Raw genomic sequence first — 11,730 nt, 5'->3', positions numbered from 1 at the left:
CACCCGAAGCGGTTGAACATCATCAATGTCGGTGCCCATCGCTAGCGTTCGTTTCATGAGCGGTCGCGGTCGTGAATCCGGTGCCGGTGGCGGGTTCTTCGCCGTCTTCCTGCTGCTCGCGCTGCTGTGGTGGTTGCGCTGGGTGATCCTGGCCGGGTTGGTGATGACCGCCCTCTGGTTCGCCGTCCGGTGGCTGGTCCGCCGGCAACGGCAGCACAGGGCCGCCGAACACGACCGGATCGACGCGATCCGACGGCGTGCCATCACCGAGAACTACCAGGTGCTGCACGGTGACCCGGCCGGCTTCTTCGGCCAGTACCCGCTGCCGGACCCGGATCTGATCCCGCGGTGGTACCGGTCTGGGTAGGTCGCGGATCGGAAGGTCGCGGTGGGCACCGCTCGCCACCCGTCGGCGTCCCCGCCCCACATGTCACCCGTTAGCCTCGCCCGCCCCACACGTCACCGCGAGAAAGCAATGCTCGTCATGCCCGCCTCTGCGCGACAACGCCGGCGTCCACCCCACGGAACCCGACCGAGCCCACCGGTTGTCGCGCTGAGGCGGGCGCAAGGGCACATCCCACCCTGACGTGGCGGCTGGGGCTGCTGAGGCTGCCCGACGCTCAGTGCGCCGCGCAACCCCGCGGCAGTGGCGAGCGCTCCCGCGGGAACACCGCCGGGTGCCGGTCGATGGCGTCGACGACGGCGGCGAACTCAGCGCCCAGCGTCGCCCCGCCCGCTTCCCGGTGGGTGTCGACCCGCACCAGCAGGAACGCCCAGCCGCGCAGCAGGTCGACGCCCACCCAGTCCGGGATGGCCCCGGTGGCCGCGAACGTCTCCCGCAGCGGGCGGAGCACTTCGTTGAGCTGCGGCGCGCCGCCGGCCAGTCGCCGGTAGCCGTCGTAGAACTGCGCCCACCGGATCATCTCGTCGGTGGTGTAGCTGCTGAAGTCCATGACGACCGAGGCTAGTAGAGCGGGCCGCCGCCGAACAGTGCCGACCGGCAACCCGATCAAAATGAGAGATGTTGCCGCGTAGCCGGTTTCTTCGTCGATGGTCGCCGCGCCGTCGACCTCGGCCGGCGCGTCGTGTTGCGCGGGGACTGTCACGTCGAGGCACAGGGGCCCGGCTGCGTGCCACACTGGCAGCCATGACGGAATCCAGCGACCCCCGGGTCGCGGTCTACCTCGACTTCGACAACATCGTGATCTCCCGCTACGACCAGGTCAACGGGCGCAGCTCGTTTCAGAAGGACAAGGCCAAGGGGCTGGCCAAACATCCGGATCGGCTCGCGCGGGCCACCGTCGATGTCGGCGCCATCATCGACTTCGCATCCTCGTTCGGCACGCTGGTGCTCACCCGGGCCTACGCCGACTGGTCGGCAGAGGTCAACACCGGTTACCGCCGGCAGTTGGTGGCCCGCGCCGTCGATCTGGTGCAGCTGTTCCCGGCGGCCGCCTACGGCAAGAACGGCGCCGACATCCGGCTGGCCGTCGACGCGGTGGAGGACATGTTCCGGCTGCCGGATCTGACCCACGTGGTCATCGTGGCCGGCGACTCCGACTACATCCCGCTGGCGCAGCGCTGTAAGCGGTTGGGCCGCTACGTGGTCGGCATCGGGGTGGCCGGGTCGACCAGCCGGGCGCTGGCCGCGGCCTGCGACGACTTCATCAGCTACGACGCACTGCCGGGGGTCCCGGTGTTCGAGCCCGCACCGCCCGACGCCGACGACGCCATCGGCGAGGCCGAATCCAAGCGGGGCACCCGGCAGCCCAAGCAGGAACCGGAGGATCCGGATCCGGCGGACACCGCCACCGCGCTGCTCACCCGTGCACTGCGGATCGGCTTGGAGAAGGACGATGTCGAGTGGTTGCACAACTCGGCGGTCAAGGCGCAGATGAAGCGGATGGATCCGTCGTTCAGCGAGAAAGCGTTGGGCTACAAGTCATTCAGCGATTTCCTGCGGTCCTACTCGGATCTCGTGGAACTCGACGAGAGTTCGACGACGCGGATGGTGCGGCTGCGCAGCTGATGCAGCCGGGACGGCAAGCTACTCTTCAGCGGCCACCAGCGACCGCAGCTGCACCTCGGGGTTGTCGCGCTGGAAGCACTGCAGCCGCCAGCTGTTGGAGAACAGGGCCAACTGCACACCGTCGGTCCGGACCATGACCTCCGCCAGCGCCTGCCGGCTGACAAAGTCGATGTCCTGGGGTTCCACGATCCGCGCGACCTGATACGGCAGCGACTCCAACTCGATACGCGCACCGATCTCGGTGGCCATCCGGTGTGCGGCCACCTCGAACTGCATCGGGCCGACCGCGGCGAGCACCGGCGCCTGGTCGCCGCGGCGATCCGAGCGCAGCACCTGCACGACGCCCTCCTGATCCAGCTGCTCGATACCGCGACGGAACTGCTTGTGTTTGCTGGGATCGGCGTTGCGCGCCACCGCGAAATGCTCGGGAGAGAAGCTCGGTATCGGCGGATACTGCACGGGCACATCGCAATACAGCGTGTCGCCCGGGCGCAGGGCGGCGGCGTTGGCCAGCCCGATCACATCGCCGGGCCAGGCGGTCTCCAGCGTGGAGCGCTGCTGACCGAACACCGACTGGGCGTACTTGGTCACGAAGGGTTTGCCGGTCGCGGCGTGGGTCAGCACGTCGCCGCGTTCGAAGGTTCCCGAGTACACCCGCGCATAGGCGATGCGGTCGCGATGCGCGGAGTCCATCCCGGCCTGCACCTTGAACACGAAGGCGCTGAACGGCGCGTCAGTGGCCCGCCGGGCACCGTCGGCGTCCAGCGCACCGCCGGGTGACGGCGCCAGCTCGGTGAGCACGTCGAGCAGCTGATTCACCCCGAAGTTCAGCGCCGCGGAGGTGAACAGCACCGGCGATGCGGTGCAGTCCAGGAACGCCTCGCGGTCGAAGTCGGCGCCGTCGGCGCTCAGCAGCTCGCACTCCTCGACCGCGGTGTCCCAGTCGGCGCCGGCCGCGTCGTGCGCGTCGGCCGCGGTGAGGTGTTCCTCGGGTGCCGCGGTGGCACCGCCGGCGGTCCGGGTGAACCGGATGAAATTGCCCGACCGGCGATCGAGCACCCCATGAAAATCCCCGGCGATGCCGACCGGCCAGGTCAACGGGGTGGGACGCAGCCCGATCCGGGTCGCGATCTCGTCCATCAGCTCCAGGGCGTGCCGGCCCGGACGGTCCCACTTGTTGATCACGATGATGATCGGGATTCGGCGGTGCCGACACACCTGGAACAGTTTGAGGGTCTGCGGCTCGAGGCCCTTCGCGGCGTCGATGAGCATGACCGCGGAATCCACCGCGGTCAGCACGCGGTAGGTGTCTTCGGAGAAGTCGGCGTGGCCGGGGGTGTCGAGCAGGTTGATGACGCAGTCCTGTCCCCGCGCGGTGCGGTACGGGAACTGCAGGGCCGTCGAGGTGATGGAGATACCCCGGGCCTTCTCCATCTCCATCCAGTCCGACACGGTGGCACGCCGACCGGCTTTGCCGTGCACCGCACCGGCTTCGGTGATGGCCCTGGCGTGCAGCACCAGCGCCTCGGTCAGGGTGGACTTGCCGGCGTCGGGGTGACTGATCACCGCGAAGGTCCTGCGGCGGCCGGCTTCGGCGTGCACGGCGTTGTCGGTCATAGCGTCACAGAGTGTATTGGCGGTGGTGGGTAACTCGATAATCGGACGTGGCGACACCGTCAGTAGAGCGGCCCGCCGCCGAACAGGGCCCGGTGCGAGTCCGGCTGGTTGCCGGCGACGTCGGTGACGTCGTAGTCCAGCGCGGCTTCGGCGGTGATCAGCGTGTGCCCGCTGCGCTTCCCGATCTCCGGATCCCCGGCCAGGGCGACGATCACCCGTCCGATGAACTCCGGCGTTTCGGCGTTGGCCAGCGAGAAGCCCTGAAACTCCGTCAGCCCCAGCGCCTGCATCCGCTCGTTGTTCACCGGGCCCGGCCAGAGCGACAGCGTGCTCACCCCGGTCCCAGTGAGCTCGACGGCCATGTCCGCGGCCATCTTGTCCAGGCCGGCCTTGGAGACGCCGTAGAGCACCGAGTGCAGGTGCCCGCGGGTGCCGAACGACGAGATGTTGACGATTAGCCCCGACCCGCGCGCCACCATCAGCGGCGCAGCGTGCACCGACGCCACGTAGTGCGCGCGCAACCCCACCCCGATCAGCGAATCCCAGTCGGAGAGTGGACGTTTCCAGAACGGGTCGGTGAACCCGGCGAACCCCCTCGGCGCCGCCCAGACGTTGTTGACCAGCAGGTCGAGCCGACCGTCGCACTCGTCGGCGATCCGGGTGAACAGTGCGGCGATCTGGGAGTCGTCGCGGTGATCGCAGCAGACCGCGATGCCGCGCCCGCCGCGTTCGGTGACGGCCCGCGCCGTCTCGGCCAGCGCGTCCTCGCGGCGGGCGGTGACGTAGACCGTCCAGCCGGCGGCGCCCAGCGCCAGCGCGATGCCCTTGCCGACGCTGCGGCTGGCGCCGGTGACCAGGGCGACCCGGCTCATCTCGCCCACTCCACCGTGACGTCGGCGCCCAGCGGCCGCGTCATCGACCACAGTTGACGGAAATGACTGCGCGCCATCTTCCACACCCCGTCCTCGATCACATAGTCGTCGTCGTACTCACCGGTGAGCAGCCGCTCGGTGCGCTCGATCAGGTTGACCTGCCGGAACTTCAGCGTCCAGCGCCCGGTCGCCCGGCCGGCGTCGAGCACGTCGATCTCCGGATGCAGGCCGTGGTGCATGTCGAGCACCACGGGCTTGCCGGCCACCTCCGCCAGCGCGATCCGGGTGAACAGCGCGGCCATCTCATCGGCGTCCCGGAAACCGCCGAGCGGGCCGTAGTCGACGTCGGCGCCGTGCGTGATGAAGCAGGCCCGGAAGGTGTCGGGATCCTTGGCGTCGCAGGCCCGGAAGTAGCGGTGCTTGAGGCTCTTGATCGCCTCGATGCGCTCCAGAGTTGCGAGCCGGTCCTCGGTGCTCATCGCTGCACCCTACTTGTCGGTGCCCGGTGAGAGATTGGTGTCATGCAAGCAGTCATCCTCAGCGCATTCGCGGCGGCAGCACTCGTCCTGGGCGCCCCGGCGGCGCTCGCCCACGCCGACGCCCCGCCGTGCGCGGCGTTCGACACCTGCCGGTACATGCCCAACCCCAATTACGACGGGCCGCTGATGCCGACCTGGGACGTGCCGGGCACCTACGGCGGCTGGACCACGCTGCCGGTGATGTGCGATCCGGCGACCTACACCTGCCGGCAGTACGTGCCCGGCAGGTAGCGGTGGGGCGCGACGGTACGCTCTGGTAATGCCTCTACCGGCCGGCGCGAGCTTTGCTGGCTTCAGCATCGTCCGGTTGCTCGGCACCGGCGGCATGAGCGAGGTCTACCTAGCCAAGCACCCTCGGTTGAACCGCTACGACGCGGTGAAGATCCTGCCCGCGCAGTTCTCCGCTGACACCGGCTATCGACGCCGGTTCGAGCGCGAGGCCGACCTCGCGGCGTCGTTGTCACACGCCCACATTGTCAGCGTCCACGACCGCGGCGAGTTCGAGGGGCAGTTGTGGATCTCGATGGATTACGTCGACGGCACCGATGCCGCCGCGCTGCGCCGGGACCACTACCCCAACGGCATGCCGCGCACCGAGGTCAGCACCATCATCACCGCGATCGGCTCGGCGCTGGATTTCGCGCACGGCCGCGGTCTGCTGCACCGCGACGTCAAACCCGCGAACATCCTGCTGGCCGATCCGGGGACCGATCATGCCCGGATTCTGCTGGCGGACTTCGGAATTGCCCGGGCCATTCACGACACGGCCGAACTGACCGCCACCAATACAACGCTGGGCACCCTGAACTACACGGCACCGGAGCAGTTGCTCGGCAATGAGATCGACGGTCGCGCCGACCAGTACGCGTTGGCCGCCAGTGCGTACTACCTGCTGACGGGCGCGCCGCCGTTCACCGGTGCGACGGCCGCGGTGGTCATCAACGCCCATCTGAGCGCTCCGGTGCCGTTGTTGTCCGCTGCCCGCCCGGACCTCGCCGACCTCGATGCGGTCTTCGCCAGGGCGCTCGCCAAAAGCCCGAATCAACGGTTCCCCAGTTGCCGCGACTTCGCCGACGCACTGCGCACCGGCGCCCACCAGCCGATCTTCCCCGCACCGCCGGTCCTGGTCAGTCCGCCGCCCGTACCGCCACCCGTGCCGCCGCACTACCCCGTGATCCCGCAGCCGCCGGCTCGTCCGGCACGAAACGTCAACGGAGCGCTGCTGGCGGCGTTGGCCGCGGCGGTGGTGCTGCTGGTGGCCGCCCTGGTGTGGGTCGGGATCAACCGGGGCGGTTCGCAAGGGACCCGTGCCACGCCCACCGCTACGCCGGCCCCGTCGCCGACCGCCCAGCCCGTCCCGCCCACGTCGACGTCGGCCCCGGGTCGCCCGTCCTATCGGAGCGCGGGACCGTCAGCACCGTCGATGTCGGCGGGGACGCTGCCCGACGCCGACCAGTGGGGTTTCCTGGCGGGCGGGGCCCGGTGCGCCACCGGTGATTACGCCCAGCTGCTGGTGCGCACCGAGGACTCCACGGCCGTCATCTGCGCCAGGTCCGCTCAGTCGTTCTACTACCGGGGCGCCCGCAACAGTGACGGCGCCGCTATCGAACTGACGGACGTCCACCGCACCGCGACCGGCTACACCGCGATCAACGAGGACGGCCCGACGCAGTATCTGCTCTCCCGCAGCGGACTGCAGATCGTGCAGGGCGGGCGGGTCATCTCCGACGAGCCGGCGGTGGAGTCCGGGCCCTGACCCGAACCTGTCGGTGGTCCCGGCTACGTTGCGGGTAACGGATCGGGGAAAGGGCTGTCATGGCGAAAATCATTGGGCCAGTGCTGATTATCGTTGGGTGCGTCGCCTCGGTGACGGCGGCGCTGCTGTCGGTGTCGGTGGCCGCGGCACCGCCGGCCCGGGCCGGCTGCCAGAGCACCTACTTCGGCTGGAACAACGGCCGCACCATCTGCGACGGCCCGGAGCGGCCCGACGGCGGTTGGGACCGCTGCCTGTACGCCGGTGGTGGCAAGTTCGGCGGTGGGTTCTCCAACTGCTTCCCGGTCTCCCCCGACGCCATCCCGTTCGGGCAGCCGCCGCACATCTACGGCCCGATGATGCCCGGCGTACCCACCAACGGGTTCGGTGTGTAACCGCCTCGGCGTTACAGCAATTCGCGCAGGTAGGCCAGCACCTCGTCGGCGAGCGCGAAGCAGCCGAGGTGGCTCTCGTCGGTGCGCACGATCAGTTCGGCGTCGGGGATGCGTGCCACGGTGGCCTGGGCGTCGGCCAGCGAGATGGCCGGGTCGGCGTCGCCGTGCCACCACCGCACCGGCGCTTTGACGTCGCCGAGCGCAAAACCCCAGTCCCGGCCGAACAATCGGCCGTCGTCGATGATCGCCTGGAATCCGCCGGCGGCGACGTGGGCGATGTCGTCGATCAGCATCGGCTCGGTCTCCGGGTCGGCCAGCACCCGCCGGTCACCGGGGTGCGCGGCACCGGCCAGCCCGCGATAGCCGAGGTGGCCCAGCGGGACGAATGCGGCGTACATGCCGGTGAACATCGCCGCCAGCGGCCGGCGCAGCACCGAGGTGAGCGGGGCGAATCGCCGGGCCAGGCCGACGGTGCCACCGGAGGTGCAGGCGTCGGGTCCGACCGCGGGCACCACCCCGCCGAGCACCGCGATCCCCGCGACCCGCTCGCACAGCGGGGCGACCGCGCCGCAGGCCAGCGCGTACGGTCCGCCGCCGGAGAGTCCGACGACGCCCAGCCGCTGCGCACCCAGGGTGTCGGCGACGTAGCCGATGTCGGTGGCCCACTGCGCCACCGACTCATAGGCGTGCGCGTCGGAGAGTTCGGTCCCGGGCCGCTCGACCGCGATCAGCCGCACCCCGAGGCTCGTCGCCGCCCGCCGGGCCAGCATCGGGATCTGCCGCCGGCCGCCGGGGGTGCCGTGGAACCAGAGCACCACCGCACCGGCAGGGTCGCCGTATTCGGCGTAGCCGAGGCGCCGGCCGCCGGGAAGGTTGAACCGGCCCTCGATGCGCGGGGCTTCGGCCGGTGCCACCCCGGGCGGGTGGCGCAGCAGGTCGTCGAGTTTCATCCGTACTCCTTGGGAATCGGGTACGGCATCCCCCGCCCCGCCTTGACACGCGTCAAACTTTACGGGTCAGCCGTAATAGGCGAAACTGCAGGTCGGGTTCGGTTCGTCCTGGTAGGCCGCCAGCATCTCGCCCATGATGATCGAGCATCCGGTGGCGCCGTCGGCGGTCACCGACGTCTCCACCTCGTCGTAGACCTGGTACTGCTTCGACCACGGCAGCGTGACGACCTCGGTCTGCTCGGCGCCCCCGTTGATGCGGTAGTGGACGGTCGCTTTTCCGCTACCCAGCACTTTCATGGTCGCGGTGCCGACCGCCGCTGCGGATTGCGCCGTCAGCACCCCACAGCCACGGCACGCCACGAAGCGAAACACCTGTTCAGCACTGCGCACACCGGAAGCTGTCGGTGCCCGCAGTTACGGTTCCGGCAGTTTCGCACGACATCGCCACTGAACGCGAGGGGGTTCTCCATGAATCTGACTTCTGCACAACTGGATCGGGCCTGCGGCGCGCTGCTGGCCTCCGCGGCCGGCGACGCACTGGGCGCCGGTTACGAGTTCGACCCGCCGTTCACCGGGCCGGTCGCGATGATCGGCGGCGGCCTGGGCGGTTTCGCCCCCGGCGAATGGACCGACGACACCTCGATGGCGGTCGCGATCGCCGAGGTCGCGGCCACCGGGGTGGATCTGCGCGACGAAGCCGCGCAGGACGCGATCGTGGCGCGCTGGCTGGACTGGGCCGACGGCGGCCCGAAGGACATCGGTGTGCAGACCCGCCTGGTGCTGTCGGCGACGAAGCAGCACGAGGTGTCGGCGCGCACCGCGCGCACCGAATCCGCCGAGCTGCACCGCCGCACCGGCCGCACCGCCGGCAACGGTTCGCTGATGCGCACCGCCCCGGTGGCGCTGGCCTACCTCGACGACGAGGACGCACTGGCACAGGCTGCACGGTCGGTCGGCGAGCTGACGCACTTCGATCCGGAAGCCGGTGACGCCTGCGTACTGTGGTGCACCGCGATTCGGCACGCGATCAACACCGGGGAGCTCGACGTGCGGATCGGCTTGCCACACATCCCCGTTGAGCGGCGTGCGCTGTGGGAGCAGCGCATAGCCGAAGCGGAAGGCAGTGAGCCGGCGGCGTTCGCCCACAACAACGGCTGGGCGGTCGCGGCGCTGCAGGGTGCCTGGTCGGCCATCACCGCCGCACCGGCGCCCGCCGATCAGCCCGAACGCGGGGTGTTCCGGGCCGATCATCTGCGGTTGGCGCTGGAGGCGGCGGTGCACGGCGGCGGGGATACCGACACGGTGGCGGCGATCGCCGCCGCACTGCTGGGTGCGGTCTACGGCGCTTCGGCGGTGCCGTGGCACTGGCGGCGCATCCTGCACGGTTGGCCGGGACTGGCCAGTCGCGACCTGATCCGGTTGGCCACCACCATCGTTCGCGACGGGCAGCCCGAACAGGTCGGCTATCCCGACACCGTGTTCCCGGCCGCCGACATCATCGTCGAGCACCCCCATGACGCCGGGTTGCTGATCGGCGGGGTCAACGCCCTGCCGACACTGCCCGGCCACGTCGCCGCGATCGTGTCGATGTGCCGGGTGCCCGACGCGTATCTGCCCGCCGGGGTCGAGCAGTTGGACGTGCGACTCATCGATCAGCTCGACGAGAACCCGAACCTGGACTTCGTGCTGCTCGACACCGTGCGGGCCGTCGAGGCGTTGCGCGCCGAGGGGCGGACGGTGTTCTTCCACTGCGTGCAGGCGCACAGCCGCACCCCCACCATGGCCGCCCTGTACGGGGCTCGACGGCAGGGCATCGGCATCGCCACGGCGCTGACCGACGTGGAAGGCGTGCTGGACGACGCCTACCCGAATCCCGACTTCCAGGCGGCACTACTCCGGGTGCACCCCGTCGGCTGAGTCGGCCGGCAGGCCCAGCTTGTACGCCAGGTCAGGTCCGCCCACCTCGGCGATGAAGGCCGGGTCGCCGCAGACCACCAACTGGTCGCGGGCGCGAGAAAGGCCGACGTACAGGCGTTCTCGCGCCCGCTCCATCGGTCCGCGGGCGTCGACGACGAGCACCACCGCCCGGCGCTCCAGACCCTTGAATCCCAGGACGTGCCCGTAGAAGACCTGGTCGGCGTCCCAGAAGCTGTCCCAGTAGGCAGTGTTGCCCTCGGCTTGGCGGGCGACCTGCTCGGGGTGCCGGCTGCCGGTGGTCAGCAGCGCGACGTCTTCGGGGCGCCACCCGTCGTCGAGCAGTTTCTCCACCTGGTCGTCGCCAACCTCAACAGCGTCCTCGCCCCGGCACGGCACGAACGTCACCTCCGGGCCGTCGGCGCCGAGGAACCGGATCGGGTGGTCGACCAGCGGCTGGAACGCGGTGGCGATCTGGCGAGTGTTGCGCAGGTTGCGGTCCAGCACCAGAGGCACCAGCGGCACCGGCGGCGCGCCCTGCCGGTCGAACACCCGCTGGCCTTCGTCGCTGAACACGAACAGCCCGCCGTCCTCGTCGTCGCGCAGTGCCAACAGCACCGGATCCCACCAGGTGTCGGCGAAGTCCTGCGCCTCGTCGATGACGATCGCATCGAACTTGCGCCCCGAGTCCAGCCCGGCGGCCAGTTCCGCCATCTGCGCGGGCAGCACCTCCTCCCAGAACCGCCCGCTCTCCGCGGAGCGCTCGGCCTCGTCGGGCCGCTCCGAAGCACCCCAGCTCACCCCGAGCGAGTGGAACTCACCGACGTAGGCGGGCTGCTGCCGCCGCGGCCAGGTCGCGGCGATCCGCTTCAGATAGGACGCCAGTCCGTGCGAATAGCACAGCAGCGCAACACGTTTACCGTCATCGGCCAACCGGCGGGCCTGCTCCATCGCCAGGAAAGTCTTGCCGCTGCCGGCGCTGCCGCGGACCTGAACCCGGTTGAGCAGCCGGATCGCCTCCAGGATCACCGCTTGCTGCTCGGTCAGGGTGTCGGCTGCGTTGTCGTTGGACAGGGCACGCGCCACCACGTCGCGCTGCGGCAGGCCGCGCCCACCGAGCGCGGTGCGCAACTGCTCGATGGCGGTGCGATCCAGCAGCGGCAGCTCACCTTCGTGGCGGATCAGCGCGTAGCGCAGCCGCGACACCAACTGCGGCAGATCGTCCCGGTCGCCCACCATCCAGCGCGGGCAGTCCGGTAACGCGAACTCCGGGGAGAGCGCCGTGTGCGGCAACACCACGAAGTGCTCCCACCGTGGCCGCGGCACCGTCCAGCGTGGGTCGCTCTCGATGAAGTCGCGCAACGCGTAGCGGGCTTGCCTGACCTGCCGGATCGGGTCGATGGACACCTTCCTGCCGCCCCGGTTCTGCCGCCACCCGCCGTCGTACCAGACCTCCCCGCCCTTGACCTCGATGCAAGCGATGCCGGCGCCCTCGATCGCGACGACGAAGTCGATCTCGTGGTCTTTGCTGTGATCGGTGACCCGCTGGCCGACGAAGATGAGATCGTCGTCGGCCAGTTGGTCCACCAGCACCTGCCAGACCTGCTTCTCGGACTTGTTGGCGAATCGCGGGTTCTCGGGAATGGTGATGGGCACGCCCA

The 11,730-nt window shown here is 69.9% G+C and carries 13 protein-coding genes; 6 read left to right on the top strand and 7 right to left on the bottom strand.

Annotation, left to right across the window (positions count from 1 at the left end):
• Window positions 1-55 precede the first annotated feature (55 nt).
• Window positions 56-367: a hypothetical protein gene (locus KIH27_RS18120; RefSeq protein ID WP_214094360.1), complete on the top strand. Its 312-nt coding sequence runs from the start codon at window positions 56-58 to the stop codon at window positions 365-367.
• Window positions 368-620: 253 nt separating this feature from the next.
• Here KIH27_RS18120 and KIH27_RS18115 read toward each other — a convergent pair whose 3' ends face one another.
• On the bottom strand, window positions 621-953 hold the full coding sequence (locus tag KIH27_RS18115; protein WP_214094359.1) for a hypothetical protein: 333 nt from the start codon (window positions 951-953) through the stop codon (window positions 621-623).
• Between the two features lie 194 nt (window positions 954-1,147).
• Here KIH27_RS18115 and KIH27_RS18110 point away from each other — a divergent pair, with 194 nt between their 5' ends.
• The gene (locus KIH27_RS18110) at window positions 1,148-2,029 is read left to right on the top strand and encodes an NYN domain-containing protein (protein ID WP_214094358.1); all 882 of its coding nucleotides are present in this window, start codon (window positions 1,148-1,150) and stop codon (window positions 2,027-2,029) included.
• A gap of 18 nt (window positions 2,030-2,047) precedes the next feature.
• Here KIH27_RS18110 and KIH27_RS18105 read toward each other — a convergent pair whose 3' ends face one another.
• Genes KIH27_RS18105 through KIH27_RS18095 form a run of 3 tightly spaced genes read right to left on the bottom strand, consistent with a single transcriptional unit; the run spans window position 2,048 to window position 4,997 of the window.
• Entirely contained in the window at window positions 2,048-3,646 is a 1,599-nt protein-coding gene (locus KIH27_RS18105; RefSeq protein ID WP_214094357.1) for a peptide chain release factor 3, read from the bottom strand.
• Window positions 3,647-3,705: 59 nt separating this feature from the next.
• A complete protein-coding gene (locus KIH27_RS18100) occupies window positions 3,706-4,518 on the bottom strand; it encodes an SDR family NAD(P)-dependent oxidoreductase (RefSeq protein ID WP_214094356.1) in 813 nt (270 codons plus the stop codon).
• Window positions 4,515-4,997 (bottom strand): nuclear transport factor 2 family protein, encoded by a 483-nt coding sequence (locus tag KIH27_RS18095; protein WP_214094355.1) that lies wholly within the window; start codon window positions 4,995-4,997, stop codon window positions 4,515-4,517. Before KIH27_RS18095 ends, KIH27_RS18100 begins: the two co-directional genes overlap by 4 nt.
• Window positions 4,998-5,039: 42 nt before the next feature.
• Here KIH27_RS18095 and KIH27_RS18090 point away from each other — a divergent pair, with 42 nt between their 5' ends.
• From KIH27_RS18090 to KIH27_RS18080, 3 genes are all read left to right on the top strand, one after another.
• Window positions 5,040-5,288, top strand: coding sequence for a hypothetical protein (locus tag KIH27_RS18090; protein ID WP_214094354.1), 249 nt, complete (start codon window positions 5,040-5,042; stop codon window positions 5,286-5,288).
• A gap of 28 nt (window positions 5,289-5,316) precedes the next feature.
• Entirely contained in the window at window positions 5,317-6,813 is a 1,497-nt protein-coding gene (locus KIH27_RS18085) for a serine/threonine-protein kinase (protein ID WP_214094353.1), read from the top strand.
• A gap of 80 nt (window positions 6,814-6,893) precedes the next feature.
• Window positions 6,894-7,205 (top strand): CDGP domain-containing protein, encoded by a 312-nt coding sequence (locus KIH27_RS18080; protein WP_307856932.1) that lies wholly within the window; start codon window positions 6,894-6,896, stop codon window positions 7,203-7,205.
• 11 nt (window positions 7,206-7,216) lie between these two features.
• Here the strand turns inward: KIH27_RS18080 and KIH27_RS18075 are convergent, their stop codons facing one another.
• Both KIH27_RS18075 and KIH27_RS18070 read right to left on the bottom strand, forming a co-directional pair.
• A complete protein-coding gene (locus tag KIH27_RS18075) occupies window positions 7,217-8,155 on the bottom strand; it encodes an alpha/beta fold hydrolase (protein ID WP_214094352.1) in 939 nt (312 codons plus the stop codon).
• Between the two features lie 66 nt (window positions 8,156-8,221).
• Window positions 8,222-8,527 carry a hypothetical protein gene (locus KIH27_RS18070; protein ID WP_307856931.1) on the bottom strand — a complete coding sequence of 102 codons (306 nt, stop codon included), beginning with the start codon at window positions 8,525-8,527 and terminating at the stop codon, window positions 8,222-8,224.
• A 96-nt stretch (window positions 8,528-8,623) separates the two neighbouring features.
• Between KIH27_RS18070 and KIH27_RS18065 the strand changes: the two genes are divergently transcribed.
• Window positions 8,624-10,072, top strand: a complete 1,449-nt coding sequence (locus KIH27_RS18065) for an ADP-ribosylglycohydrolase family protein (protein WP_214094351.1) — start codon at window positions 8,624-8,626, stop codon at window positions 10,070-10,072.
• Here the strand turns inward: KIH27_RS18065 and KIH27_RS18060 are convergent.
• Complete coding sequence (locus tag KIH27_RS18060) at window positions 10,046-11,725, bottom strand: NERD domain-containing protein (protein WP_372451414.1); 1,680 nt, start codon at window positions 11,723-11,725, stop codon at window positions 10,046-10,048. The genes KIH27_RS18065 and KIH27_RS18060 overlap by 27 nt on opposite strands.
• Between the last annotated feature and the right edge of the window lie 5 nt (window positions 11,726-11,730).

It is taken from the genome of Mycolicibacter acidiphilus, assembly GCF_018455725.1.
In the GTDB taxonomy this organism is placed as follows: Bacteria; Actinomycetota; Actinomycetes; order Mycobacteriales; family Mycobacteriaceae; genus Mycobacterium; species Mycobacterium acidiphilum.
Note: the sequence above shows the minus strand (reverse complement) of the source record. Positions and strands in the feature narration are given on the sequence as shown.

Bases quoted from the DNA above. Each gene is read 5' to 3' on its own strand.
- KIH27_RS18105 (WP_214094357.1), bottom strand. From the start codon at position 3,646: ATGACCGACAACGCCGTGCACGCCGAAGCCGGCCGCCGCAGGACCTTC.
- KIH27_RS18090 (WP_214094354.1), top strand. From the start codon at position 5,040: ATGCAAGCAGTCATCCTCAGCGCATTCGCGGCGGCAGCACTCGTCCTG.
- KIH27_RS18065 (WP_214094351.1), top strand. From the start codon at position 8,624: ATGAATCTGACTTCTGCACAACTGGATCGGGCCTGCGGCGCGCTGCTG.
- KIH27_RS18100 (WP_214094356.1), bottom strand. From the start codon at position 4,518: ATGAGCCGGGTCGCCCTGGTCACCGGCGCCAGCCGCAGCGTCGGCAAG.
- KIH27_RS18115 (WP_214094359.1), bottom strand. From the start codon at position 953: ATGGACTTCAGCAGCTACACCACCGACGAGATGATCCGGTGGGCGCAG.
- KIH27_RS18120 (WP_214094360.1), top strand. From the start codon at position 56: ATGAGCGGTCGCGGTCGTGAATCCGGTGCCGGTGGCGGGTTCTTCGCC.
- KIH27_RS18110 (WP_214094358.1), top strand. From the start codon at position 1,148: ATGACGGAATCCAGCGACCCCCGGGTCGCGGTCTACCTCGACTTCGAC.
- KIH27_RS18095 (WP_214094355.1), bottom strand. From the start codon at position 4,997: ATGAGCACCGAGGACCGGCTCGCAACTCTGGAGCGCATCGAGGCGATC.
- KIH27_RS18085 (WP_214094353.1), top strand. From the start codon at position 5,317: ATGCCTCTACCGGCCGGCGCGAGCTTTGCTGGCTTCAGCATCGTCCGG.
- KIH27_RS18075 (WP_214094352.1), bottom strand. From the start codon at position 8,155: ATGAAACTCGACGACCTGCTGCGCCACCCGCCCGGGGTGGCACCGGCC.